Source organism: Mycobacterium sp. UM_11, from assembly GCF_001414075.1.
Lineage (GTDB): Bacteria > Actinomycetota > Actinomycetes > Mycobacteriales > Mycobacteriaceae > Mycobacterium.
The window spans coordinates 35,066-59,241 of sequence record NZ_LATC01000001.1 but is presented as its reverse complement, the minus strand read 5'-3'; the positions used below and the strand labels follow the sequence as shown (position 1 = coordinate 59,241).

The 24,176-nt window shown below is 68.2% G+C and carries 23 protein-coding genes; 14 read left to right on the top strand and 9 right to left on the bottom strand.

Annotation, left to right across the window (positions count from 1 at the left end; genetic code table 11):
• Positions 1–125: 125 nt before the first annotated feature.
• Positions 126–1,265, bottom strand: coding sequence for an FAD-dependent oxidoreductase (locus WU80_RS00285; protein ID WP_055404143.1), 1,140 nt, complete (start codon positions 1,263–1,265; stop codon positions 126–128).
• 104 nt (positions 1,266–1,369) lie between these two features.
• On the opposite strand from WU80_RS00285, the gene WU80_RS00280 reads away from it, so the two are divergent.
• On the top strand, positions 1,370–1,921 hold the full coding sequence (locus WU80_RS00280) for a TetR/AcrR family transcriptional regulator (protein ID WP_055404144.1): 552 nt from the start codon (positions 1,370–1,372) through the stop codon (positions 1,919–1,921).
• A 19-nt stretch (positions 1,922–1,940) separates the two neighbouring features.
• Here the strand turns inward: WU80_RS00280 and WU80_RS00275 are convergent, their stop codons facing one another.
• Positions 1,941–3,413 (bottom strand): carboxyl transferase domain-containing protein, encoded by a 1,473-nt coding sequence (locus tag WU80_RS00275; RefSeq protein WP_055404145.1) that lies wholly within the window; start codon positions 3,411–3,413, stop codon positions 1,941–1,943.
• Positions 3,414–3,440: 27 nt separating this feature from the next.
• Between WU80_RS00275 and WU80_RS00270 the strand changes: the two genes are divergently transcribed.
• From WU80_RS00270 to WU80_RS00240, 7 genes are read left to right on the top strand one after another with little or no spacing between them, the layout of a single operon-like run.
• Positions 3,441–4,172: an enoyl-CoA hydratase gene (locus WU80_RS00270; protein ID WP_055404146.1), complete on the top strand. Its 732-nt coding sequence runs from the start codon at positions 3,441–3,443 to the stop codon at positions 4,170–4,172.
• 5 nt (positions 4,173–4,177) lie between these two features.
• Positions 4,178–5,287 (top strand): MBL fold metallo-hydrolase, encoded by a 1,110-nt coding sequence (locus WU80_RS00265; RefSeq protein ID WP_156349629.1) that lies wholly within the window; start codon positions 4,178–4,180, stop codon positions 5,285–5,287.
• 39 nt (positions 5,288–5,326) lie between these two features.
• Positions 5,327–6,904 (top strand): serine hydrolase, encoded by a 1,578-nt coding sequence (locus WU80_RS00260; protein ID WP_055404147.1) that lies wholly within the window; start codon positions 5,327–5,329, stop codon positions 6,902–6,904.
• A complete protein-coding gene (locus WU80_RS00255; RefSeq protein ID WP_055404148.1) occupies positions 6,901–9,273 on the top strand; it encodes an HAD-IC family P-type ATPase in 2,373 nt (790 codons plus the stop codon). Before WU80_RS00260 ends, WU80_RS00255 begins: the two co-directional genes overlap by 4 nt.
• Before the next feature lie 60 nt (positions 9,274–9,333).
• Positions 9,334–9,519: an antitoxin gene (locus WU80_RS00250; protein ID WP_055404149.1), complete on the top strand. Its 186-nt coding sequence runs from the start codon at positions 9,334–9,336 to the stop codon at positions 9,517–9,519.
• A gap of 4 nt (positions 9,520–9,523) precedes the next feature.
• Positions 9,524–9,997, top strand: coding sequence for an SRPBCC family protein (locus WU80_RS00245; RefSeq protein WP_055404150.1), 474 nt, complete (start codon positions 9,524–9,526; stop codon positions 9,995–9,997).
• Positions 9,998–10,038: 41 nt separating this feature from the next.
• Positions 10,039–10,467, top strand: a complete 429-nt coding sequence (locus WU80_RS00240; protein ID WP_055404151.1) for a hypothetical protein — start codon at positions 10,039–10,041, stop codon at positions 10,465–10,467.
• Here WU80_RS00240 and WU80_RS00235 read toward each other — a convergent pair.
• The 4 genes from WU80_RS00235 to WU80_RS00220 form a co-directional block, all read right to left on the bottom strand.
• Positions 10,464–10,943 carry a VOC family protein gene (locus WU80_RS00235; protein ID WP_055404152.1) on the bottom strand — a complete coding sequence of 160 codons (480 nt, stop codon included), beginning with the start codon at positions 10,941–10,943 and terminating at the stop codon, positions 10,464–10,466. The genes WU80_RS00240 and WU80_RS00235 overlap by 4 nt on opposite strands.
• Complete coding sequence (locus WU80_RS00230) at positions 10,943–12,457, bottom strand: carotenoid oxygenase family protein (RefSeq protein ID WP_055404153.1); 1,515 nt, start codon at positions 12,455–12,457, stop codon at positions 10,943–10,945. Before WU80_RS00230 ends, WU80_RS00235 begins: the two co-directional genes overlap by 1 nt.
• Before the next feature lies 1 nt (position 12,458).
• A complete protein-coding gene (locus tag WU80_RS00225; RefSeq protein ID WP_055404154.1) occupies positions 12,459–13,685 on the bottom strand; it encodes an acetyl-CoA acetyltransferase in 1,227 nt (408 codons plus the stop codon).
• Between the two features lie 220 nt (positions 13,686–13,905).
• Positions 13,906–15,291, bottom strand: a complete 1,386-nt coding sequence (locus tag WU80_RS00220; RefSeq protein ID WP_055404155.1) for an MFS transporter — start codon at positions 15,289–15,291, stop codon at positions 13,906–13,908.
• 414 nt (positions 15,292–15,705) lie between these two features.
• Between WU80_RS00220 and WU80_RS00215 the strand changes: the two genes are divergently transcribed.
• The 3 genes from WU80_RS00215 (at position 15,706) to WU80_RS00210 (ending at position 17,684) form a co-directional block, all read left to right on the top strand.
• On the top strand, positions 15,706–17,184 hold the full coding sequence (locus tag WU80_RS00215; protein ID WP_055404156.1) for a DUF4185 domain-containing protein: 1,479 nt from the start codon (positions 15,706–15,708) through the stop codon (positions 17,182–17,184).
• 84 nt (positions 17,185–17,268) lie between these two features.
• A complete protein-coding gene (locus tag WU80_RS25730; protein WP_156349630.1) occupies positions 17,269–17,409 on the top strand; it encodes a hypothetical protein in 141 nt (46 codons plus the stop codon).
• A gap of 41 nt (positions 17,410–17,450) precedes the next feature.
• Positions 17,451–17,684, top strand: coding sequence for a hypothetical protein (locus WU80_RS00210; RefSeq protein WP_055404157.1), 234 nt, complete (start codon positions 17,451–17,453; stop codon positions 17,682–17,684).
• A gap of 53 nt (positions 17,685–17,737) precedes the next feature.
• On the opposite strand, the gene WU80_RS00205 is transcribed toward WU80_RS00210, so the two are convergent.
• The 3 genes from WU80_RS00205 to WU80_RS00195 form a co-directional block, all read right to left on the bottom strand.
• Complete coding sequence (locus tag WU80_RS00205; RefSeq protein WP_055404158.1) at positions 17,738–19,123, bottom strand: aromatic ring-hydroxylating dioxygenase subunit alpha; 1,386 nt, start codon at positions 19,121–19,123, stop codon at positions 17,738–17,740.
• A gap of 20 nt (positions 19,124–19,143) precedes the next feature.
• Positions 19,144–20,049, bottom strand: a complete 906-nt coding sequence (locus WU80_RS00200; protein WP_055404159.1) for an SDR family NAD(P)-dependent oxidoreductase — start codon at positions 20,047–20,049, stop codon at positions 19,144–19,146.
• 84 nt (positions 20,050–20,133) lie between these two features.
• Positions 20,134–21,030 carry an enoyl-CoA hydratase/isomerase family protein gene (locus WU80_RS00195; RefSeq protein WP_055405710.1) on the bottom strand — a complete coding sequence of 299 codons (897 nt, stop codon included), beginning with the start codon at positions 21,028–21,030 and terminating at the stop codon, positions 20,134–20,136.
• A gap of 75 nt (positions 21,031–21,105) precedes the next feature.
• Between WU80_RS00195 and WU80_RS00190 the strand changes: the two genes are divergently transcribed.
• Genes WU80_RS00190 through WU80_RS00180 form a run of 3 tightly spaced genes read left to right on the top strand, consistent with a single transcriptional unit; the run spans position 21,106 to position 24,083 of the window.
• Positions 21,106–21,537: an SRPBCC family protein gene (locus WU80_RS00190; RefSeq protein WP_055405578.1), complete on the top strand. Its 432-nt coding sequence runs from the start codon at positions 21,106–21,108 to the stop codon at positions 21,535–21,537.
• 42 nt (positions 21,538–21,579) lie between these two features.
• Positions 21,580–22,890, top strand: coding sequence for an amidohydrolase family protein (locus WU80_RS00185; protein ID WP_055405579.1), 1,311 nt, complete (start codon positions 21,580–21,582; stop codon positions 22,888–22,890).
• Positions 22,887–24,083: an acyl-CoA dehydrogenase family protein gene (locus WU80_RS00180; protein WP_055405580.1), complete on the top strand. Its 1,197-nt coding sequence runs from the start codon at positions 22,887–22,889 to the stop codon at positions 24,081–24,083. The genes WU80_RS00185 and WU80_RS00180 overlap by 4 nt, the downstream gene beginning before the upstream one ends.
• Positions 24,084–24,176 lie beyond the last annotated feature (93 nt).

Here is a 24,176-nt window from a genome sequence, read left to right as displayed (position 1 = left end):
AAAGGTTACGGTTTCGACGCTGCGCCGCAACTGCCCGCTGGTATCGGCGTGCGGACGAAATGGGGTGCCGGCCTTCGGGATTCGCTCGGATGCGGCGGGTCACGCCGGGCTGATGCGGAGTTGGCTTATCGGGCCGCGAGCCCGCTCAACCGCAGCGCCAGCTGCCGCCGCACCGCGGGAAACCGTGCGGCCAGCCGCATTCCCGCGTTGCGCAGGGGACGCAACGGGCGAGGCAGGGTCGAGACCCGGGTCAGCCGCCCCGTCAGTTTCAGCACACGCTCGGCGCGCTCGCGCTGGGTGGCGCTGTAGACGTCCAGCGCCGCCTCCGGGCCGCCGCGCAGGACCTCGGCGAGCGCCCCCGCCAGCGCCGACGCATCGGCGATGCCCAGGTTCATGCCCTGGCCCCCGGCGGGGCTGTGCACGTGGGCCGCGTCGCCGGCCAGCAGCAGCCGGCTGGCCCGGTAGCTGTCGGCGACGCGGTGATGGATGTGGAACCGCGAGCCCCAGATCAGTTCGGTGACCACCGTTCGCCCCGGCCCGAAGCCCCGGGCATCCAGCAGCGCCTGCACGAACTCGGCCGACGGCCGCTCGGGCGCGTGGACCGTTGGCGCGACGACGCGGAAGATGTCGCCGGGCAGCGGCGCCAGCACCGTCAGGCCGTCCTTGGCGTAGAACAGGATCACCTCGTTGCGCGGCGCCTCGCCGGTCACCCGGACGTCGGCGAGCGTGAATGATTCGGCGAATTCCCCGCCCCGGAAGCCGATTCCGGCTTGCGCGCGCACGGTGCTGTGCATGCCGTCCGCGCCGACGGCATAGCGCGCCCTGATGGTGTCGCCGTCGTCGAACGTCGCCGTGACGCCGTCGGCGTCCTGGATGATGCGGCTCAGCACCTTGGGCCGGACCACGTCGCCGCCGAGTTCGCGGAGCCGCTCGAGCAACAGCCGCTCGGTGTCGGCCTGGGACAGCATCAGCGTGTACGGGTGGGCCGAGGGCAGCTGGTCGAAGTCGACGGGCATCAGGATGCGCCGGCCCTGCCGCATGGTGAATCGCGGTGCGATCAGCCCCGCCTTGACCATCCGCCGGGACACGTCGAGCTCTTCGAGCACCTCCAGGGTGCGGGAGTTGACGGCGGCGGCGCGCGACGTGTGGGCGCCGGCCGCCATTTTGTCGACCACGGTCACCCCGATCCCGCGGCGCAGCAGTGCCGCCGCGAGCGTCAGACCGGTCGGACCTGCGCCTACCACCAGGACATCGGTGTCTTGCATGGCCGGCTCCTCTCCCTCGTGGGTTGGTCAACGCTTGTTGACATACCTCCATGCTGGCGCGCCGGTCGCGCGATGTCAACAGTTGTTGGCCTACAATCGTTGGCATGAGAAGGTCGTCGGACGAGACGAAGGCGGTAATCCTGGCGGCGGCCCGCGAGCGATTCGGCGCCGTGGGTTTTCAGGGCGCGACCATTCGGGCGATCGCCGCGGACGCCGGGATCGATCCCGCGATGGTCATGCGGTACTACGGCAGCAAGGACAAACTGTTCGCCGCCGCGGCCGAGTTCGACTTGCGCTTTCCCGACCTGGCCGCGGCCGACCCGGCGCAGGTCGGGCGCTCGCTGGTCCGGCACTTTCTCGAACGCTGGGAGGGTGACGAGGCGCTGGTGATCCTGTTGCGGTCCAGCGCCACCAATGGCGAAGCGGCGCAACGGATGCAGGAGATCTTCGGAAGCCAGATCGAACCGCTGGTGGCGTCCTTCGTGCCGCCGAGCGACATCGGTGTGCGGGCCGGGCTGATCGCTACGCAGATCCTCGGAATGGCCTTGTGCCGCTTCGTGTTACGGCTGCCGCCGGTCGTCGGGATGAGCCGAGACGAGATCGTGGAGTGGCTGGGCCCGACGATCCAGCGCTACCTCGGGCTGCCGGAGGGCTGAGTCGCGAGACGTCGGGGCGTCACGGCAGCCCGATGCGGCGGTAGCGCCGCAGTCGGGCGGACAGGCGCTCGTCGCCGGGGAGCGCGCTCAGCCCCCGCAGTTCGGCGGCGATGGCGCGCGAGAGCCGCCGGCAGAACTCGACCGGCTCGTCGGCCGCGTCGGGATGCTCGGGCACGACTGCGTCGACGATGCCCGATGCCAGCAGGTCGGCTGACCGGATGCCTTGCGCCGCAGCGAGGTCCGCGGCGTGGTCGGTGTCACGGAAGACGATCGCGCTCGCGCCTTCCGGCGGCAGCGGCGCCAGCCAGCCGTGCAACGCACACAGCACCCGATCGGCGGGCACCATCGCCAGCGCCGGCCCGCCGCTGCCCTGCCCGAGCAACACCGACACCGTCGGGGTGTCGAGGGTCACCAGCTCGGCCAGGCACTGGGCGATCTGCCCGGCCAACCCGCCCTGTTCGGCCTCGGCCGACAGGGCGGGGCCGGCGGTGTCGATCACCAGCACCAGCGGCAGGCGCAGCTCGGCGGCCAGCGCCATGCCGCGCCGGGCCTCGCGCAGCGACGCGGGCCCCACCATCCCGCCCGTCACCCGCTGCTGGCCGAGCACCACCGCGGGCTGGCCGGCGAACCGGGCCAGCGCCAACAGCGTCGTCGCCGCCTCGCCCTGTTCCGTGCCCGACAGCAACACCAGGTTGGTGGCGCCGTGGCGCAGCAGCAGCCCCACCCCCGGGCGGTCCGGGCGGCGGGAGGCCACCACCGAGTCCCACGCCGGCACGTCGGGGATCGGCTCGGGCGGCGGCGCCGCCGGCAGGGGCTCGGGCGGGTCGGCGATCACCGTCAGCGCGCGGTCCAGCATCCGGCGCAGCTCACCCACCGGGACGACGCCGTCGATCACGCCGTGGCGCTGCAGGTTTTCCGCCGTCTGGACGCCCTCGGGGAAGGGTTCGCCGTAGAGCAGCTGGTACACCCGCGGCCCGAGGAACCCGATCAGCGCGCCCGGCTCGGCGACCGTGACGTGCCCCAGCGAACCCCACGACGCGAACACGCCGCCCGTGGTCGGGTTGCGCAGGTAGACCAGGTAGGGCAGGTGGGCGCGCGTGTGCAGGCGGACGGCGGCGGCGATCTTCACCATCTGCAGAAACGCGACCGTGCCCTCCTGCATGCGGGTGCCGCCGGAGCTCGGCGACGCCAGCAGCGGGAGCCCCTCGGCGGTCGCCCGTTGCACCGCGGCGGTGATCCCTTCGGCGGCCGCCACCCCGATCGAGCCGCCGAGAAAGCCGAACTCGCAGACCACGACCGCCACCCGGCGCCCGAAGATCCGGCCCTCGCCGGTCAGCACCGATTCGTCCAGGCCGCTGGCCGCCCGCGCGTCGGCCAGCTCTCGCGCGTACGCCTCGCTGACCGGGATGGCGAGCGGCTCGCTGTCCCAGCGGACGAAAGAGCCCTCATCCAGTACCGCGTCGCGCAGCTGAGCAGCCGTGATACGACTCACGAAACGAGGCTATATAGGGTGGCTGCCATGATCGGTGTTACCCAGGCCGAAGCCGTGCTGACCATTGAGCTGCAGCGGCCCGAACGCCGCAATGCCCTCAACTCCCAGCTGGTGGAGGAGCTGCGGGAGGCCTTCCAGAAGGCGAGCGACGGGACCGTCCGGGCCATCGTGCTGACCGGCCAGGGCACGGCGTTCTGCGCCGGCGCCGACCTGAGTGGCGACGCGTTCGCCGCCGACTATCCCGACCGGCTCATCGAGCTGCACAAGGTGATGGACACCACGCTGATCCCGGTGATCGCCGCCGTCAACGGCCCCGCGATCGGCGCGGGCCTGCAACTGGCCATGCAATGCGATCTGCGGGTCGTCGCGCCGGAAGCGTTCTTCCAATTCCCCACATCGAAATACGGCCTGGCCCTTGACAACTGGAGCATCCGGCGACTGTCATCGCTGGTCGGTCACGGCCGTGCCCGGGCCATGCTGCTGACCGCGGAGAAGCTCACCGCCGACGTTGCGCTGCAGACCGGGATGGCCAACCGCATCGGGACGCTGGCCGACGCCCAGGCCTGGGCCGCCGAGATCGCGGGCCTGGCGCCGTTGGCAATCCAGCACGCCAAGCGGGTCCTGAACGACGACGGCGCCATCGAGGAGGCCGCGCCGGAGCACAAGGAGCTCTTCGACCGGGCCTGGGGCAGCCAGGACGTCATCGAAGCCCAGGTCGCGCGCATCGAGAAGCGGCCGCCGAAGTTCCAGGGGGCCTGACGGTCATGCTGCGGGGGGCGCTGCGACTGGCCGCCGGTACGGCGTCGCTGGCGGCCGGTGGTTGGGTGGTGCGGGCGCTGCACGGCGCGCCGGCGGCCCTCGGCGCTCACCCCGCGTCGATCCGGGCGGTGACCGAGTCGTCACCGAACTACCGCGACGGTGTCTTCGTCAATCTCGAGCCCGCCTCCGAGTCCACGATGGACCGCGAGGAACTGCGGCTGGTGCTGTGGGAGTTGATCGCGAATCGCAGCGTGGGCAGGCCGGCGGCGCCGATCCCGTTGGCCGCGCCGGCGATCTTCGACGGTGATCCCGGCCGGCTCGCCGTCAGCTGGTTCGGTCACTCGACGGCGCTGCTGGAGATCGACGGCTACCGGGTGCTCACCGACCCGGTGTGGAGCGACCGATGCTCGCCCTCGGACATCGTCGGGCCGCAGCGGCTGCATCCGCCGCCGGTGCAGCTGGAGGGGCTGCCCGCCGTCGATGCGGTGGTGATCAGCCATGACCACTACGACCACCTGGACATCGACACGGTGGCCGCGCTGGCCCGCACCCAGCGGGCCCCGTTCTTCGTGCCGCTCGGCGTCGGTGCCCACCTGCGCGCGTGGGGCATCCCGGAGCACCGCATCGTCGAGCTCGACTGGCATCAGAGCCAGCAGGTCGACCAGTTGACCATCACTTGCATGCCGGCGCGGCATTTTTCGGGCCGCTTCCTGGACCGCAACACCACGCTGTGGGCGTCGTGGGCCTTCGCCGGGCCGAACCATCGGGCGTATTTCGGCGGGGACACCGGCTACACCAAGAGCTTCGCGCACATCGGCGAAGAGCACGGACCGTTCGACCTGACCCTGCTGCCCATCGGTGCCTACAACACGGCGTGGCCGGACGTGCACATGAACCCCGAGGAGGCGGTGCGGGCACACCTGGATCTCACCGACGCCGGCCTGCTGGTCCCGATCCACTGGGGCACCTTCCGGCTGGCCCCGCACCCGTGGGCCGAGCCGGTGGAACGCCTGCTCGTCGCCGCGGGAACGGAACAAGTCAATGTGGCCGTCCCCGCCCCCGGGCAACGCGTCGATCCCGCGGCGGTGAAATCGAATCCCTGGTGGCGGCTCTGATTCGGGGGTCCGGCGACCTCCCCAGGCTAAGGTTCGGCCATGACGAAACGCGCGGCCGCGGCCGCCGCCGCGGTGCTGCTCGGCGTGACCGGATGCGGGCCCGCGCAGCCGGCATCCAGCCCACCCGCGCTCTCTGACGCGCCGCCCAACGAGGTGTCCGGCCTGGCGATCCCCGCCGGCCGCATCGACGACGCCGTCGCAAAGGTCGACGGCCTGGTCGGCGACCTGATGAAGGCCACCGGCGTCCCCGGGATGGCCGTGGCGATCGTCCACGGCGGGAAAGTGCTATACGCCAAGGGTTTCGGACTCAGAGACGTCAGCAAGGGGCAGCGCCAGGACAACAAGGTGGACGCCGACACCGTCTTCCAGTTGGCCTCGGTCTCCAAATCGGTCGGCGCTACGGTGGTCGCGCACGAAGTCAGCGACCACGTCGTCGCATGGGACACCCCGGTCACGTCCAGGCTGCCGTGGTTCGCGCTGAGCGATCCGTACGTCACCGGCCACGTGACCGTCGGCGACCTGTACTCGCACCGTTCCGGGCTGCCCGATCACGCCGGTGACAAACTCGAAGACCTCGGCTACGACCGTCGCCAGACCCTCGAGCGGCTGAAGTACCTGCCGCTGGCCCCTTTTCGGGCCAGCTACGCCTACACCAACTACGGCGTGACCGCCGCGGCCGAGGCGGTGGCCGCCGCGGCGGGCAAATCGTGGGAGGACCTGTCGGACGAGGTGCTCTACCGCCCGCTGGGAATGACGTCGACCAGTTCGCGCTTCGCCGACTTCGTCGCGCGGCCCGACCGCGCGGTCAACCACATCAAGGTCGCCGACAAGTGGGAGCCCCGATTCCAGCGCGATCCCGACCCCCAGTCGCCGGCCGGGGGCGTGAGTTCGTCGGTGAACGACATGGCCCGTTGGCTGATGATGTTGCTGGGCAACGGAACCTACAACGGACAGCGGGTCGCGTCGGCGGAGGCCTTGCTGCCGGCCATCAGACCGCAGACGGTGTCGGCGCCCGCGTCGACGCCCAAGGGGCGCTCGGGTTTCTACGGATACGGCTTCAACGCGTCGGTGGACTCCTCGGGTCGCACCGAGTACAGCCATTCCGGCGCTTTCGATTTGGGCGCGGCGACCAACTTCGTGGTGCTGCCCTCCGAAGACCTGGGCATCGTCGCGCTGACGAACGGCGCCCCCTACGGCATCCCGGAAACCCTGACCGCCCAGTTCATGGACCTCGTGCAATACGGCCAGATCCGCGAGGATTGGGCCGCCCTCTACAAGAAGGCGATCGGCTGGCTGAACAATCCGGAGGGCTCGCTGGTGGGCAAGCAGCCACCCGCCAACCCCGGCCCGGCCAAACCGCTGGGCGACTACGTGGGCGTCTACGCCAGCGACTACTGGGGCCCGGCCATCGTCACCGAACGCGATGGCGCCCTGCAACTGGCGATGGGACCGAAGAACCGGACGGTCGCCCTGACGCACTGGGACGGCGACACCTTCACCTTCGGTCTGACCGACGAAAACGCCCCGCCCGGAACGATTTCCAAGGCCGTGTTCGCCGGGAACACCCTGAACCTGGAGTACTACGACTCGGACAAGTTGGGAACGTTCACCCGATGATCGCCGGCCTGACCGATGCCGAGGTGGCGCAGCGGGTCGCCGAGGGCAAGAGCAACGCGGTCCGCGAACGCGCCACCCGTAGCATCGCGGACATCGTGCGGGCCAACGTCTTCACCCGGATCAACGCGATCCTGGGGGTGTTGCTGCTGATCGTGCTGGCGACGGGTTCGCTGATCAACGGGATGTTCGGCCTGCTCATCGTCGCCAACAGCGTCGTCGGCATGGTCCAGGAAATCCGCGCCAAGCAGACGCTGGACGCCCTGGCGATCGTCGGGCAGGCGAAACCGTTGGTGCGCAGGCAATCCGGGACCAGCACCCGCTCGCCCGCCGAGGTGGTGCTCGACGACATCATCGAGCTCGGCCCGGGCGACCAGATCGTCGTCGACGGCCAGGTCGTCGAGGAGACGAACCTGGAGGTCGACGAGTCGCTGCTGACCGGCGAGGCGGACCCGATCGGCAAGGCCACCGGCGACCCCGTGATGTCGGGCAGCTTCGTCGTCGCCGGAACGGGTGCCTACCGCGCCACGAAGGTCGGGCCGGAGGCGTATGCCGCCAAGCTCGCCGAGGAGGCCAGCAAGTTCACCCTCGTCAAATCCGAACTGCGCAACGGCATCAACCGCATCCTGCAGTTCATCACCTACCTGTTGGTGCCCGCCGGTCTGCTGACGATCTACACCCAGTTGTTCACCACGCACACGGGCTGGCGGCAGTCCGTGCTGCGGACGGTGGGCGCCCTGGTGCCGATGGTGCCCGAAGGCCTGGTCCTACTGACGTCGGTCGCGTTCGCCGTCGGGGTGGTCCGGCTGGGCCAGCGCCGGTGCCTGGTCCAGGAGCTGCCCGCCATCGAGGGGCTGGCCCGGGTCGACGTGGTGTGCGCGGACAAGACGGGCACCCTGACCGAAAACGGCATGCGCGTGGCGGGCGTCGAGGAATTCGAAGCGGCACAGCGCAACCGCGTCGCCGACGCCCTCGCGGCGCTGGCCGCCGCCGACCCGCGCCCGAACGCCAGCATGCAGGCGATCGCCGAGACCTACCAGCGGCCACCCGGCTGGACCGCCACGGCGACAGCGCCGTTCAAGTCGTCCACCAAGTGGAGCGGGGTGTCCTACGCCGAGCACGGCAACTGGGTGATCGGGGCGCCCGACGTGCTGCTCGATCCGGCGTCGGCGGCCGCCGGGCAGGCCGAGCGGATCGGCGCGCAGGGGCTGCGGGTCCTGTTGCTCGGCACCGGCGACGTGCCCGTCGACCACCCGGACGCCCCGGGCAGCGTCACCCCCGCCGCGTTGGTGGTCCTCGAACAACGGGTGCGTCCGGACGCGGCGGAAACACTGGATTATTTTGCCGAGCAAGGGGTTTCGGTCAAGGTGATCTCCGGCGACAACGCGGTGTCGGTCGGTGCCGTCGCCGACAAGCTCGGGCTGCGCGGCGAGACGATGGACGCGCGCAACCTACCGTCGGAGCCCCCGCAACTGGCCGACGCGCTGGACGCCTACACCACCTTCGGCCGGGTGCGACCCGACCAGAAGCGCGCGATCGTGCATGCCCTGCAATCGCACGGGCATACCGTCGCGATGACCGGCGACGGCGTGAACGACGTGCTGGCCCTCAAGGACGCCGACATCGGCGTCGCGATGGGCGCCGGCAGCCCGGCGTCGCGTGCGGTCGCGCAGATCGTGTTGCTGGACAACAGGTTTGCCACCCTGCCGTACGTGGTCGCGGAGGGCAGGCGGGTGATCGGCAACATCGAGCGGGTCGCCAACCTGTTTCTGACCAAGACGGTCTACTCGGTGCTGCTGGCGCTGCTGGTGGGCATCGAATGCCTGTTTTCCAAGGTGATCAAGGCCGATCCCTTGCTCTACCCGTTCCAGCCGATCCACGTCACCATCGCGGCGTGGTTCACCATCGGGATCCCGTCGTTCATCTTGTCGCTCGCCCCCAACAACGAACGCGCCAACCCCGGCTTCGTGCGGCGGGTGCTGAGCTCGGCGCTGCCCTCGGGGCTGATCGTCGGCACCGCGACGTTCGCGTCGTACCTGTTGGCCTACCACGGCCGGCACGCGACGTTCCAGCAACAGGAGCAGGCGTCGACCGCGGCCCTGATCACGCTGCTGATGACCGCGCTGTGGGTGCTCGCGGTGGTGGCCCGCCCCTACCAGTGGTGGCGGGTCGCGTTGGTCATCGGTTCCGGGCTGGCCTACGTGGTGATCTTCAGCATCCCGCTGGCCCGCAAGGCGTTCCTGCTGGACCCCTCGAACATCGCGATGACGTCGACCGCCGTCGGGATCGGTGTGCTGGGCGCCGCCGCCGTGGAGGCGATGTGGTGGATCCGGGCCCGGATGCTGGGCGTACAGCCGCGGTTGTGGCGCTGACCACCGGCGAGCGCGGACCCGAAGGGTTAGTAGGATTTCGGCGGGGAAAGGACGGGGTACATGGGATTCCTGGACAAGGCCAAAGAGCTGCTGTCGCAGAACGCCGACAAGGTCGAGACGGTCATCGACAAGGCCGGCGAATTCGTCGACGACAAGACGCAGGGCAAGTACTCCGACACCATCCACAAAGTGCAAGACGAGGTCAAGAAGGCGGCCGAATCCGCAAAAGGCGACAACGAGAACTGAGCTCATGGCGAAACTCTCCGGATCCATCGACGTCCCGCTGCCCCCCGAGGTGGCCTGGAAGCATGCCTCGGACCTGTCCCGGTACAAGGACTGGCTGACCATTCACCGGGTGTGGCGCAGCAAACTGCCCGACGACATCGACAAGGGCACGGTCGTGGAGTCGATCGTCGAAGTCAAGGGCATGTACAACCGGATCAAGTGGACGGTGGTGCGGTACAAGCCGCCGGAGGGCATGACCCTCAACGGTGACGGCGTCGGTGGCGTCAAGGTCAAGCTGATGGCCAAAGTCCAGCCCGCGCAGGAGGGCTCCATCGTCAGCTTCGACGTGCACCTCGGCGGCCCGGCGCTGTTCGGGCCGATCGGCATGATCGTCGCGGCCGCGCTGCGCGGCGACATCGACGCGTCGCTGCAGAACTTCGTGACGGTGTTCACCAGGCCCGACCCGGGCATGAATGGACACGGCGGCGTTGGCCACTGATCGCCGCGATCGCCGCTCCCCGGTCGGCTAATCTCGCTTACATGACTCTGCGCCCGGGTTGGCTGGTGGCGCTGTTCGCGGTGGTGATCTCGGCCAGCGCGTGGCTGCCCTGGTTGACGACGGCGGTCAACGGCGGGGGCTGGGCCAACGCCATCGGGGGCGCGCACGGCAACCTCGAACTTCCCCGCGGGTTCGGCGCCGGCCAGCTGATCGTCTTGCTGTCCTCGGCGCTGCTGGTGACCGGGGCGATGGTCGGCCGTGGCCTGTCGGTGCGGCTCGCTTCGGTTGGCGCACTTCTGATTTCGCTGTTGATCGTCGCGCTCACGGTGTGGTACTACAAGCTCAACGTCAATCCGCCGGTCTCGGCGCAGTATGGCCTTTACGTGGGCGCGGTGGCGGAGGCCGGGGCGGTGGTGTGCTCGATCGCGGCGGTCGTCGCGGCCCTGGTGTCGGGTCGGTCCGGGCGCTAGTTCGACGGGAACTCGTGCGTGCCCGAGGCGGCGCTGTCGCTTGGCTCGTTGACGCCGAACACGAAGGGCGCGAACACGATTTCGCGGCCATCGGGGTCGCGGTAGGTGACCGCGCCCGTCGCCTCCCAGTACGGGTGCTGCTCGGTGGGTTCCAGGCCGGCCTCCTGCAGCCGCGCGATCGCCGCCTGCTGCGCCTGCCGGTCGGGGAAGTACAGGCACAGCTGTTCGTGATGGTCCACCGCGACGGGTTCGGTGGACTCCACGATCTCCAGCGTCAGGTTCCAGCTGGGCAGGCCGAAGATCGCGCCGTTGCTGCCGTAGCTTTCGCCGAACGTCTCGAACAGCGGCAGCCCCACGAGCTCACGGTAGAAGCGCACGGTCTCTTTGAAGTTGGCCGACCGGCGCGCGAAGCGGATGCCGCCGATCGAGGCCAGCTGCGCCGGCCAGTGCGTGCGGTGGCGCCGGTGCTCGTCCATCACAGCCCCACCGCGCTCGCCGCCGACTCCGCGGTATCCCAGCGCCGCAGCTGCGCGCCGGGCGCCCACGTCGAATGGGTTCCGCTGGAAATGCGTTCCGGCAGTTGGAGTTTGCACACCGGCCCGTCTTCGAGCCGGGCCGCGTCGAAGATCACGCAGTAGGAGGCGTCGGCGTTCATGTCGGTGGTGAGGGTGACCAGATAACCGTCATCCTCGCCGGTGGCGCCGACGCGTGGCGCCATCGCCGTTTCACTTCCGTAGACCCCGTCGCCGAAGGAGAACGCCTGCTGGCCTCCGGTGCGCAGGTCGTGTTTGACCAAACCGTCGAACAGGAACCAGCCCGGCTTGCCGGTGGCGGCATAGGCGTAGCGGTAGTCGCCGGCGGCGTAATCGGGGTTGATGGTGCCGAATTCGGTGATCGACTCCGACAACCGCTCTTCGCGCACGGCACCGGTGGCGAGGTTGAAACGCCACCGGTGCAGCCGCGACTGCAGGCGGTCCAACGCGAGGAAGCGAAACAGCCTGTCCCACTTCGATCCACCGGTGTCGGCGGGGGAGGGATCGTCCTCGAAGAAACCGTCGAGCACAATCTCGTCGCCCTCCTCGTAGGCGTTGACGAAGTGCAGCACGAACGTCGGGTCCGCCTCGAACCAACGGATCTCGTCGGTGCCGCCGCGGCGAGGCAGGATCGCGAAACGGGACGGGATGTCGGGGTAGAACCGCGGCGCGTGCACGTCCTGCTCGAGCAGCCTGGGGTCCCAGAACAGCGGAAAGTCGTTGAGAATCACGTAGTTTTCGGTGAACGCCATGTCGTGCGGTAGGCGGGGCCCGGGCAGCGGGATGTCGACGTAGTGGACCAGCTCGTTGTTCTGGTCGACGACGCCGTAGCGCATGTACGGGTCCCGCTTGCTGTAGTTGAAGAACAGCAATTCGCCGGTTTTGCCGTCGACCTTCGGGTGCGCGGACACCCCCCAATCGGTCGGGAAGCGCCCGTTCCAGCTCTCCTTGCCCAGGTTCTCGCCGGAGTATGGGTTGACGCGATACAGGTCGCCGCATTGGTAGAAGCTGGTCAGCGCGACGCCCCGGTGCACGATGACGTCGGTGCTCGACGCGTCCTTCATCAAGGTGCGGGCGCCCCAGCCCTCGTCACGCTTGGCCAGTTGCACCGGCTCGGCCAGCCCCGGCCACAGCGGTTCGCCGGCCTCGTTCTCCGCCAGAAACCCGTCCGTGCGGACAAAACGGTTGCGGTAGAGGGCTTTCCCGTCGCGGAAGCCGACCATGTGCAGCATGGCGTCGCCGTCGAACGGGTGATAGGTCTTCAGCGCCGGGTGCAGCGGGTTCTCGGTGTTGCGCAGATAGATGCCGTCCAGGTCGCGCGGGAGTTCGCCCTGCACGGCGGTGAGGTCGTCGGCGTCCCACTCGGTGGTCTGCGGGCGCCAGGGCCCGGTCCGGTACGGGTGGTCGTCGTCCTCGGGCAGCGTGGACAGGAACTTGCCGACGATCTCGACGTCCATGTCAGGCCCCCTCCGCCGCGCTGACAACAAAGCTCACGGTCGTTGCGGTGCTGCCGCCGAAATTGAGGGTGCCGAACGTGTTGGCCCCCTCCACCTGATAGTCGCCGGCCGCACCGCTGACCTGCTTGGCCGCATCGAGCAGCATGCGCACGCCCGAGGCCCCGACCGGGTGGCCGCCGCCGATCAGCCCGCCGCTGGGGTTGATGGGAAGCCGGCCGCCGATCTCGATCTCACCGTTTTCGATGGCCTTCCAGGACTCGCCGGGGCCGGTCAGCCCGATGTGGTCGATGGCCAGGTACTCGCTGGGGGTGAAGCAGTCGTGCACCTCGTACCCGTCGAGGTCCTCGAGGGTCAGCCGCGCGCGCCGCAACGCGTCGTGCGCCGCCGCCCGCACGTGCGGAAGGACGTATGGGTCGTCCGCCGCCCTGTCCAGTTTCTGTCGCAGTCCAAGCCCTACCGTGCGGTGCCCCCAGCCGTCGATGCGGCCGATGGGTCGCGCGTCGGGATGGTCGCGCAGGTAGGCATCGCCGACCAAGACCAATCCCGCTGCCCCGTCGGTCATTTGGCTGCAGTCGTAGCGTCGCAGTCGGCCCTCGGTGACGGGGTTCGTCGCGTCGTCGTCGGTGATGCGGTCGGGGACGGTCCACGCGCGGGTCTGGGCGTTGGGGTTGCGCCGGGCGTTGGCGAAGTTCAGCTGCGCGATGGCCCGCAGGTGCGCGTCGTCCAGGCCGTAGCGCCGGTCGTACTCGTCGGCGACCTCAGCGAACATCGACGGCCACAGGTACCGCGCGCCGGCTCCCTCGTGTCCCGTCCATGCGGCGGCACCCAGGTGTTGGGCGGCGGTGTCACCGGGCACGGTCTTCTCGAGTTCGATCCCCACCACCAGTGCCGTGCCATAGGCGCCCGACCGCAGATCGGCCATCGCCGCCAGCGTCGCGACGCTGCCCGACGCGCACGCCGCCTCGTGCCGGGACGCCGGCGTGTCCCAGAGGTCGGCGCACACCGTGGCCGGCATCGCCCCGAGGTGGCCCTGGCTTGCGAACATCTCGCCGAAGGCGTTCGCTACGTGCACCACCTCGATGTCGGCGGCGTTCACCTTCGCCGAGGCGAGCGTCCCCTCGACGACCTCGGCGGTCAGGGCGGCGAAGTCGCGGCCCTCCTTGGTGAGGTTGCGAGCGAAATCGGTTTGCCAACCGCCCAGGATCCACACGCTTGACGAGCCATCCATACGCCGCACGGTACTCCTGGATCGCCCCGTGGTTCAGGCGTATCCGCGAGCGGTCGAGGGGAAGGGTTCGCCAAAAAGAGGGCGGCCCCGTCGGCTCTCGGGCTGAACCGACGGGACCTAGGCGAACGCGAAGGCCGGCCGACGCGTGCGCCTCTCATGGAACATTGCCCCGTACGGCCGTACACAAACATGCGGACACAACCTCGTTCGGCGCCGGGGTTCAGGCGGCCCCCTCCACGAGTTCGGTGGGCTCCGGGCCCGCCTTCGGGTGGTGGGCGTCGGCGAGGTCGATCGCGGCCAGGTCGACGCCCTTCGTCTCGGCCGCGGCCAGGACGGCCAGCGCGCTGACCGCGGCGGTCGCCGCCAGATACCAGGCGATGGGCACCGCGGATCTGTAGGTCTCGAGCAGGCGAACCGCGATGATCGGCGCCAGCGAGCCCGCCACTATCGATGTCACCTGGTAGCCCAGCGATACCCCCGAATACCGCATCCGGGTCGGGAACATCTCGGCCATCGCCGCCGGCTGGACCGCGTACATGAGCCCATGAAACACGAGTCCAATTACGATCGCGGACAGGATGATCGCGTGGTGTCCGCTGTCCATCATCGGGAAGGCGAAGAAACCCCAGCTGCATGCTGCGAGGGCGCCGACGAAATAGATTGGGCGCCTACCGAATCGGTCGCTGAGGCTGCCGGCGAGCGGAATGACCACAAAGTGCACGGCGTGCGCGGCCAGCAGCCACCACAGGATGGCCTTGGTGTCGGCGTGCACGTGCACCTTGAGATAGGTGATGGAGAAGGTGACCACCAGGTAGTACATGGTGTTTTCGCCCAGCCGCATGCCCATGGCGGTGAAAACGCCGCGTGGGTAACGCTTCACCACCTCGACAACGCCGAACCGGTTGGCAACGAGGGCTTGGGGTTGTTCTTGCGCCTCGTAGAAGATCGGTGCGTCCGTCACTTTGGTGCGGATGTAGTAACCGATCAGAACGACGACCGCGGAAAGCCAGAAGCCGACGCGCCAACCCCAGCTCAGGAACGCCGCGTCGGGCAGCGTCGAGGTGAGCACCAGCAGCACCACGGTCGCCAGCATGTTGCCGCCCGGCACGCCGGCCTGCGGCCAGCTCGCGCAGAAACCGCGGCTGGCCCTGGGGCTGTGCTCGGCGACCAGGAGGACGGCCCCGCCCCATTCGCCGCCGACGGCGAAGCCCTGGACGAAGCGGAGCACCACCAGCAGCGTGGGGGCCCAGTAGCCGATCTGGGCGTAGGTGGGCAGGCAGCCCATGGCGAAGGTGGCGACGCCGACCAGCAGCAGGCTGAGCTGCAGCAGCTTCTTGCGCCCGAGGCGGTCACCGAGCTGGCCGAAGACGATGCCACCGAGCGGACGGGCGGCGAAGCCGACCGCATAGGTCACGAACGCGGCCAGGATCGCGTCGAGTTCGTTGCCGCCGCGCGGGAAGAACACCTTGCTGAAGACCAGGGTGGCCGCGGTCCCGTAGAGGAAGAATTCGTACCATTCCACGACCGTGCCGGCCATGGACGCGGCGACCACCCGGCGAAGATACGCCTGGCCTCCGAACGGCTTGTCCTGCACGGCATCACGCATCGGTCGCCCTCCTTGGCGGGCCGCGAGGCCTACGTCGGCGTTTGCCGAACCCGGCCAACGACGGGAGCGTACTCGGCCCCGGTGCTGACCGCACGGGGTCCCGACGGGCTTCGGGCCTTCGTTGCGGCGCCCGCCTTGCAGCGATAACGCGGGGGACCGGCGCGGGAAACCGGCTCGGCGCCCGCCTTGCAGCGATAACGCGGGGGACCGGCGCAGGAAACCGGCTCGGTGGGGGCTGTCTGCGCAAACAAGACTGGAGCAAACCAGCCGACGGCGGGATCGGCCTCGTTGCGACACGGTCACGGAAACGTACCTATCGTCGCATCACTAGTCACAACAGCCGCGCTGATCACTATCGTCACATGAGCCAACTGCGGACGTCAATGCGGTGTCCCGCCGCTCGAAAGGTGTTACATGTCGGCGATTCTTCGAAGTGTGTCGCTCTCGATGGCGTCGGCGGCCGCGGTCGGGCTCGTCTACGTGGTCGGCCCGGCGCCGTCGGCGAACGCCACCCCCTGCGGCGCCCCGGAAGCCAACATCGACCCACCGGCCGCGCAGCCCGCGGTGCCCGCACCGCAACCGGTGGTCCAGCCGCCGACCGGCCGCAGGCCGTCCCACACCAATGACCAGGCGCCCCTGCCCAGGCTGGGCCCGCTGATCTCCCAGTTCCTCAAACCGACGACTCCCGGTCGCCAGGTCGCCCCGATGCGGCCGCAGGCCGAGGTCCTGCCACCCGGACCGAACCCGCCCGCCCCCGGTCTGCCGCAGCCGCCGAACGCCGGTCAGCTGCAGCCCAACGCCGCCCCGGTCCCGCCGCCGCAGCCGGCGCCGGCGCCGCCGCCCTCCATCGCGGGGGCGCCGACGTCGCTCGTCGACTGGGTGACCGGCCCCGACGGCCCGAACAAGACCCTGCAACGCTTCAGCATCTCGGGTACCGACCTCGGGATCGCTTGGGACAACGGCGATCCCGCGAATCGCCAGGTCCTGATGGCCTTCGGCGACACCTTCGGCTATTGCAAGGTCAAGGGCCAGCAGTGGCGCTACAACACCCTGTTCCGCAGCTCGGACCATGACCTGTCGCACGGGATCCACATCGCCGACGGCATCCCCAACGACCGCTACTCCGGTTCGCCGGTGTGGGCGACGAGCCTGTCCAAGCAGGTGGTCAACACCATCCACAAGGCGGCGCACGAGACGGGGATCATCCCGACCGCCGGCATCTCGATCGGCCGGACGCAGTACATGAGCTACATGTCCATCCGGCAGTGGGGCCGTGACGGCGAATGGAGCACGAACTACTCGGCGATCGCCAGGTCCAACGACAACGGCCAGAACTGGGGGATCTTCCCCACCTCGATCCGTACGGCCTCCCCGGACGCCATCCCGGGAGCCGGGTACACCCCCGGCAACGAGAACTTCCAGATGGGCGCCTTCATGAAGGGCAACGACGGTTACCTGTATCAGTTCGGCACCCCGTCCGGGCGCGGCGGCGCGGCGTTCCTGTCGCGCGTGCCCCCGGGGCAGCTGCCCGACCTGACCAAGTACCAGTACTGGAACGGTGACAACGGCGGCCATTGGGTGCCCAACAACCCCGGGGCGGCGACGCCGATCTTCCCGGGTCCGGTGGGCGAGATGTCGGCCCAGTACAACAACTATCTGAAGCAGTACCTGGTGCTCTACACCAACGGCGGCAGCAATGACGTGGTGGCGCGGACCGCGCCGACGCCGGAGGGACCGTGGAGCCCCGAGCAGCCACTCGTGTCGTCGTTCTCGATGCCCGGCGGCATCTACGCGCCGATGATTCACCCCTGGTCGTCGGGTCGAGACCTGTACTTCAACCTGTCGTTGTGGTCGGCGTACGACGTGATGCTGATGCACACCGTCTTGCCCTAATCGTGACCGTGTCGCACCCCGAATAGTGGGTAAACCAAGCGCACCCTTGATGAAGCGGGGGCGCAGTGAGAGAGGAGATCGAGGATGATCACCTTCCAGAACCCGGCCGCCTCGACCGCCGGCAAGCCGCGGCGGCCGGACATCGAGGTGCGCATCGAGGGTGTGCACCGCAGGGACGGCGCCGTCCGCTTGGGCATCGTGCTCGACGGGCGGATTGCCACCTAGCCAATCGCGTCGCGACCGCCCCTCGGGGCAAGATGTAACGCGTGAGTTGGGCGAAGCGCGAAGGTAGGGCGCTCGCGGATACGACCCTGACGGGCGACGCGTTGCTCGCCGAGCTGGAAGACTATGTCCGCGCGAACAATCCGCTGTTGACCGACGTCCGGCTCGATCGCGCGACCCCCACCGACGAGTACGACACCGGCGCGCAGCCACCGCGACGTTGGTACGAGGTGACTTATCTGGCCGACGACGGTGAGGGTTACGGGATCAGGCCCTGAGTGCCGCCGGGAGGATGTGAACTTGCGACACCATCTGCAGCTGCCGGCACCGTCTACCTGTCACCGTCGGCACCGAAAAGAAACCTGTCGGCGATCGCATGCTCGTTGCGAATGGACATCTCCTGGGCGGTGTTGAGCCAAAGACCGTCGAACCCGGCCGAGTGCATGCCCGCGTGGATGGCGCCGATGTTCCTCAGGTCCTGTGAGGGCAGCTCGCCCCAGCCGTCGTGGTCCTGCCACCGCTCGATGACCTGCCATTGCGTCTCGGGCACCTCGCCGGGCGCGAAATGCTCCAGCGAGAACATCTCGAACGTGCACCGATTCGGGTCTTCGGCGTCGGGCAACATGCGGTATCCCAGCAGGCAGGACTTCTCGACCAGGATGACCATGGTGGGAAACACATGCCAGTCGCCGTTCCCCGCGAAGTATTGCTCCATCGACATCCGCGGGAAGTCAACGCCTTCGGCGCGGGCGAGTTCCTCGCACATCTGGTGGTACAGAACAAAGGGTGGGATGTCGCCGGGCTCCATCGCGGCCAGCTTTTGCGCGGCCCGGTAGTCACGCTCGGTGACCAGCGACCCGACCTCGAGGTATTGGTATTTCATCGAATTCGCGAACACCTCGGGTCGCGCCGCCTGCTCCTGGCGACCCTTGTCGCGGCCGGCATGCTCGGGACGCTGCGTGTAGACGAACCGCGAGTGGTTCTTATAGGTGATGGTCGGGGTGTAGGGAGCGTAGACGTATTCCTGGGGTGATGCGGGGTTCGCGGACGGCCGCGGCCCTTCGGCCGATCGCAGCGTCTGCGGATGGGTGCCGGGCGTGTGGTAGCCCTCGATAAAGGCGTCGATAACGGTCTTGTAGTTCGCCGGCAGGAACGTGCGCTTGCGCCAGCGGTAACGCATGTCCTGCAACCGAAATGGCGCCAGCGCGGTCGGCAGCGGATCCAGCCACTCGAGCAGATCCGGCGGGTCCTCGGCCATGCTCACGAACACCCAGCCACCCCACGTCCCCACCGCGACGGGACGCAGGCCCCACTGCTGGCGGGGGCGCGGTGCGAATTCGTCGCGACATGGGACGAAGGAGGACCGGCCGTCCAATTCATAACGCCAGCCATGGAATTCGCAGCGCAGCTCTTTGTTGGGCGAGCAACCGCTCCCGCGGACGACCTTCATGCCGCGGTGGGCGCAGGTGTTGTGGAATGCCTTGATGCTGCCGTCCTTCTGGCGCACCACGGCGATGGACTGCCGGCCGATCGTGTACTCGTAGAAGCAGCCGGCGTCCGGTACTTCTTCTTCGCGACACGCGGGCTGCCATACCTGGGTGAACAATCGCTCGAGCTCGAGGTTCAGGAATTCCGGGTCGATGTACCGGCTCTTGGGCACGAAAGTCTCACCGCAGGCGAACTTTTGGGGCACGCGTTCGGTGGCAAGCTCGGTCATTGTCAGGCTCTTCGGTCGGCTCAGCTGGACGGTGGCTTGTCAAAGATGTTCGGATATAGCACGGCTTCCTTGAACGACGTTTCGATCTCGGCGAAGGCGGTGGGGATATCCCAGGTTCCCGACGCCGAGACGATTTCGCGTTCGACGACCGGGTTGGACATCAGGCTGATCCGGCCGTTGCCGGCGAAGATCACCCGCCGATTGAGCCAGTCGGACTGCTCGCTGGCCAGATACACGACCGGCGGGACGCAATTCTTGGGCGAAAGGCGAACGTTCGAGTCCGAGTAATCCATGCTTCCGCCGCCCTTGATGCCCTGCGTCATCCGAGTGCCCGCGATCGGTGCGATCGCGTTGCAGCGCACTCCGTAGTTGCGCAGCGCGTTGGCGCACGAGAAGGTCAGGCCGACGATGCCCATCTTGGCCGCGGCGTAGTTCGGCTGGCTCGGCGCGCCCTGCAAGCCCGACATGGATGTGAAGGTGATCAGCCGGTACTGGCCGCCCCGGTTCTCCCGCCACCAGGCGGCCGCGTGACGCGTGACGTTGAACGTTCCCTTTAGGTGCACGGACACCACCGCGTCCCAGTCCTGCTCGCTCATTTTGAAGACCATGCCGTCCCGCAGGATGCCCGCCGCGTTCACCACGACGTCCAAGCCCCCGAGCGTCTCGGCGGCGCGGCCGATGAGATCCGCGCACGCAGCGAAGTCGGTGATGTCGGTGGTATCGGCGAAAGCCTTGCCGCCACGGCTCGTAATCGCCGCCGCGACGCTTTCGGCCGGACTGGAGTCGTGTCCGGTCCCGTCGACGCCGACGCCCGCATCGGACACCAGGACCGTCGCGCCCTCGGCCGCCAAGCCCTCGGCCACCGCGGCGCCGATTCCCCGCCCGGCCCCCGTCACCAACGCGGTCCGTCCGTCCAACACACCCATCGTCACCCAACTCCTCGTGGCCTCGCGTCAAAGACGAGCATACAGAACATACAAACAATATCTGTATAGCTGTTTAGCTATCGCTTACTCGAACCCCCACTCGGCATAGCGGCGTTCCAACTCGGCCATCGCCTCCCGGCCGCCGCGGGTACTGCGTTCCTTCATGAAGTTGAACTCGTCGTCGCGCCACACGAGGTTGCTGAACACCGTGTGGCCCATCGGGACCCAGTCCCCGAACTGCGCCATGCCGACGGCGTGCCAAAACGCGATCAGAGCGTGCTTTCCCACCATCAGGCCGTCGGCCGAGTGGTGAGCGATTGCGCGGGCATACCGCAACGCTTCGTCGCGGAGCCGCTCGGCGGGTACCACCGACGCGGCGACCCCCCACTCGCGTAGTTCGGTTGCGGTGACCTTGCGGCCGGTGATCATCGCCTCGTAGCCCCGGTTGGGTCCGAGCTTGAGCAGCGCGAGGGGCATGGCGGTGGAGAAGCCCGCGAACCCGATCCGGGCCTGGGGGCGGGCGAGGTACATGTCATCGGAGACGAGCAGAATGTCGGCGGCCAGGGCCAGATTCATCCCGGCACCCAGCGTGGCACCCTGGCAGCCGGCGATCACCGTCTTCGGAAACTCCAGCCAGTTGGTCAAGTGCCGGTGCAGGCGCCGGGCGTTGCCCAGGCGAGCGGTCTGCGGCAGTCGCTCGCCCTTGCGCAGTCCCGCCTCTTCCACCGGGAGCCGGCGCACGTCGTCGCCGCTACAGAAGTCCTTACCCTCGGCCAACAGCAGGACGACCTTGACCTGATCGTCGTCTTCCGCGCGGTCGAGTCGGTCCTTGAAGAGGCGATGCATTCCGGGCGACAGGATGGCGTTGCGCCGGTCGGGCCGGTTGATGGTGATCTGCGCGATGTGGGGTTCAACAACCTCATAGCGGACCCAGTCCTCATCGACCTCGAATTCGCCCTGAGCGGTGGCGTCGGTGCCCATACGCCCTCCTTCGCGATCGACGGTACATAAGTACACTAGTCGATCAACTGTCACATCTGGTGATACCGTCAGCGAATGCCAACATTCACGGTCACCAAGCGGCTCGCCGCGCCACCGGACACGGTTTGGGCCGTTCTCGCCGACTTCGGCAACGTCGACTGGATCCCTGGGCCCAGCGATGTCAGGGTCGAGGGCGAAGGGCCCGGCATGCGGCGGTTCATCGCCGCGAGCACCGAGAAGCCGGTCATCGAGACCCTCATCTGGATCAAGCCCGACGAGCGCGCGCTGTCGTATGAGATCACCAACAATCCAATGCCGGTCAGCCGCTTCGTGGCGGTGAACACCGTAACCGGGAGCGCGGATGCCGCCGGGGAATCAATCGTGGTCTGGGACATCGACTACGAGCCCACCGGTGACGATGCCGCCGCGCGCGACGCCATGGAGTCGGTGTACGGCTTGATGGCGGGCTGGGTTCAGGACTTCGCGTTATCCCGCGAACCCCGATAGAACACTTAGACAGAAAATGTATAATAGTTTAGGATTCTTCAAGTGATTGATCCTCTCGATCTGGTACTGATCAGCGTCGACGACCACACCGTGGAACCGCCGGACATGTTCGTCGGCCGGGTGCCCAGTCGCTTCGCCGAGGACGCCCCGCGCATCGTCGAGGACGCCGACGGCGTGTGTTTCTGGGTGTACGACGGTTTGCAGCTGCCGAACATCGGGCTCAACGCGGTCGCGGGTCGGCCCAACGACGAATGGGGATTCGAGCCGTCACGGTTCAGTGACATGCGGGCCGGGTGCTACGACGTGGACGCGCGGGTCAACGACATGGACGCGTCGGGTGTCCTTGCGTCACTGTGTTTCCCGTCGTTCCCCACCATCTCGGGCGCGCTGTTCACGTACCGCGGCGACCGCGACGTGTCCGAGGCGATGGTGCGCGCCTACAACGACTGGCACATCGAGGACTGGTGCGGGCGGCATCCCGACCGGTTCATCCCGATGGGAATCCTGCCCCTATGGGACCCCGCCCTGGCCGCCGGCGAGGTGCGCCGGTTGGCTGGGCGCGGCTGTCGAGCGGTGACGGCGCCTCAGCACATCGGCAATTACGGGCAGCCCCCCTGGCAGGATCCGCACTGGGACCCACTGTGGGAGGCGCTGTGCGAGGAAAACACCGTGGTGAACATCCACATCGGGACGGGCGGCGGGATGCCGGTGCCGTCCGACCTGACCACCTACCTCGCGTACAACGCGATGATCCCCCTGGACACCCAGCGGTTCACCGCCGATCTGTTGTTCTCTCCGGTGCTAACCAAGTTTCCGTCCATCAAGTTCTCGCTGTCCGAAGGCGGCATCGGCTGGATCCCATTCCTGTTGGAGCGCTTCGAGGACATCTACTCGCGCCAACGGGCGTGGACCGGCGACGACCTCGGCGCCGGGCTGACCCCGACGGACGTCTACCGTCGCAACTTCATGTCGTGCTTCATCCGCGACCGGGTCGGCATCGAGATGCGGGAGCGCATCGGGGTGGAGACCATCTGCTGGGAGATGGATTACCCGCATTCGGACAGCAGCTGGCCGGATGCCCCCGAGCAGCTCGCCGCCCAGCTGGAGGGCTGCACGCCCGACGAGGTCGAGGCGATCACCTGGCGTAATGCGGCTCGCGCCTTCGGCTACACCGGCGTCGAGCGACGCGGCAGGGAAAACTGCACCGTCGCGGCGCTGCGGGGAAGGATCGCCGGCCTTGATCTCTCGGCGCCGAAAGTCGATGCCGGACGCGCACCGAAAGCCGGCGCCACGGCAATCACCTACGGCGACATGAAGGTACGGATGGCGTCGATCCTTCGCGGTGGGGCGTGACCGAACCGGATTACGGGGTCGTCCTCACCGAGCCCGATCGGCAGTTCCGCGACGAGGTCCGCGCCTTCGTGGCATCGGCACTGACGGACGACGTTCGGGGCTCCAGCCGCGCCGAGGCTGACCGGCTGTACCGAATGCTGCTGTGGCAGAGCCGGCTTCACGACGCCGGCCTCGCCGCGATCTCCTGGCCCGTGCAGTTCGGCGGTCGCGCCGCCACCCCCGTGCAACAGCTCATCTTCAACGCCGAGATGGCCGCCGCGAACGCCCCGGAGCCCATCAACCGCAGCGCCGTCAATCAGCTAGGCCCCACCATCATTCAGTGGGGTACCGACGAGCAACGCCAACGCTACCTGCCCAAAATCCTTTCGGGCGAGGAAGTCTGGTGCCAGGGCTTCAGCGAGCCCGACGCGGGTAGTGATCTCGCCGCTCTGAAGACCAGGGCCGAGATTCACGGTGACGAGTTGGTCATCACCGGCCAAAAGATCTGGACGTCCAAGGCCCAGTACGCCGACTGGATCTACATCCTGGCGCGCACCGATCCGGCAGCGGACAAGCATCGAGGAATCAGTTACATCCTTGTGCCCCTTGACACGAGCGGCATCGAGGTGCGCCCGATCCGCCAGATCACCGGGCAGGCGGAGTTCAACGAGGTGTTCTTCGATTCGGTCCGGGTGCCGCTCGCGAATGTGCTCGGGCCACTGCACGGCGGTTGGCAGGTCGCCAAATCCACGCTGGGCTACGAGCGGGTGGGCCAGAGCCGCACCCACCGCATCGAACGGCGGCTGGCGATTCTCGTCCGGATGGCGCAGGAGCAGGGGGCGCTGGGACACGAGGGCCGGGGCGGCGACGGCTACGTGGCCGATCGGATCGTCGGGTTCGCCGCGCGAGTAGAGGCATTGCGTCAAATTGCCGCGCAGGCAACGGCCGCCGGCATCCGGGGTGTCAATCCCGGACCCGAAGCATCGGTGGCCAAGCTGATGACCTCGGAGGTCGACCAGGCGATGGCCGATTTCGGGCTGGAAATCGCCGGAGACGCCGGAACCCTGGAGCGCGGCTCGGTAGGGGCGACGAAGAATGGCAACGTCGCACAGAGCTACCTGCTGATGCGGGCCGCAACATTCGGCGCGGGCACATCGGAGATCCAGCGCAACGTGATCGCCGAGAAGCTGTTGGGGTTGCCGCGTGACCCCTGATGGCCCGTCGTCGCTGAGCGAACTCGCACGCAGCGCGGCCGAACTCGAGCAGTTGCGGGCGTCGGCCGATGGCGCCCTTCGAAAGGTGTGGTC

Coding starts and splice junctions, on each gene's coding strand:
- WU80_RS00285 (WP_055404143.1), bottom strand. CDS start 1,265: ATGCAAGACACCGATGTCCTGGTGGTAGGCGCAGGTCCGACCGGTCTG.
- WU80_RS00280 (WP_055404144.1), top strand. CDS start 1,370: ATGAGAAGGTCGTCGGACGAGACGAAGGCGGTAATCCTGGCGGCGGCC.
- WU80_RS00270 (WP_055404146.1), top strand. CDS start 3,441: ATGATCGGTGTTACCCAGGCCGAAGCCGTGCTGACCATTGAGCTGCAG.
- WU80_RS00265 (WP_156349629.1), top strand. CDS start 4,178: ATGCTGCGGGGGGCGCTGCGACTGGCCGCCGGTACGGCGTCGCTGGCG.
- WU80_RS00260 (WP_055404147.1), top strand. CDS start 5,327: ATGACGAAACGCGCGGCCGCGGCCGCCGCCGCGGTGCTGCTCGGCGTG.
- WU80_RS00255 (WP_055404148.1), top strand. CDS start 6,901: ATGATCGCCGGCCTGACCGATGCCGAGGTGGCGCAGCGGGTCGCCGAG.
- WU80_RS00250 (WP_055404149.1), top strand. CDS start 9,334: ATGGGATTCCTGGACAAGGCCAAAGAGCTGCTGTCGCAGAACGCCGAC.
- WU80_RS00245 (WP_055404150.1), top strand. CDS start 9,524: ATGGCGAAACTCTCCGGATCCATCGACGTCCCGCTGCCCCCCGAGGTG.
- WU80_RS00240 (WP_055404151.1), top strand. CDS start 10,039: ATGACTCTGCGCCCGGGTTGGCTGGTGGCGCTGTTCGCGGTGGTGATC.
- WU80_RS00235 (WP_055404152.1), bottom strand. CDS start 10,943: ATGGACGAGCACCGGCGCCACCGCACGCACTGGCCGGCGCAGCTGGCC.
- WU80_RS00230 (WP_055404153.1), bottom strand. CDS start 12,457: ATGGACGTCGAGATCGTCGGCAAGTTCCTGTCCACGCTGCCCGAGGAC.
- WU80_RS00225 (WP_055404154.1), bottom strand. CDS start 13,685: ATGGATGGCTCGTCAAGCGTGTGGATCCTGGGCGGTTGGCAAACCGAT.
- WU80_RS00220 (WP_055404155.1), bottom strand. CDS start 15,291: ATGCGTGATGCCGTGCAGGACAAGCCGTTCGGAGGCCAGGCGTATCTT.
- WU80_RS00215 (WP_055404156.1), top strand. CDS start 15,706: ATGTCGGCGATTCTTCGAAGTGTGTCGCTCTCGATGGCGTCGGCGGCC.
- WU80_RS25730 (WP_156349630.1), top strand. CDS start 17,269: ATGATCACCTTCCAGAACCCGGCCGCCTCGACCGCCGGCAAGCCGCGG.
- WU80_RS00205 (WP_055404158.1), bottom strand. CDS start 19,123: ATGACCGAGCTTGCCACCGAACGCGTGCCCCAAAAGTTCGCCTGCGGT.
- WU80_RS00200 (WP_055404159.1), bottom strand. CDS start 20,049: ATGGGTGTGTTGGACGGACGGACCGCGTTGGTGACGGGGGCCGGGCGG.
- WU80_RS00195 (WP_055405710.1), bottom strand. CDS start 21,030: ATGGGCACCGACGCCACCGCTCAGGGCGAATTCGAGGTCGATGAGGAC.
- WU80_RS00190 (WP_055405578.1), top strand. CDS start 21,106: ATGCCAACATTCACGGTCACCAAGCGGCTCGCCGCGCCACCGGACACG.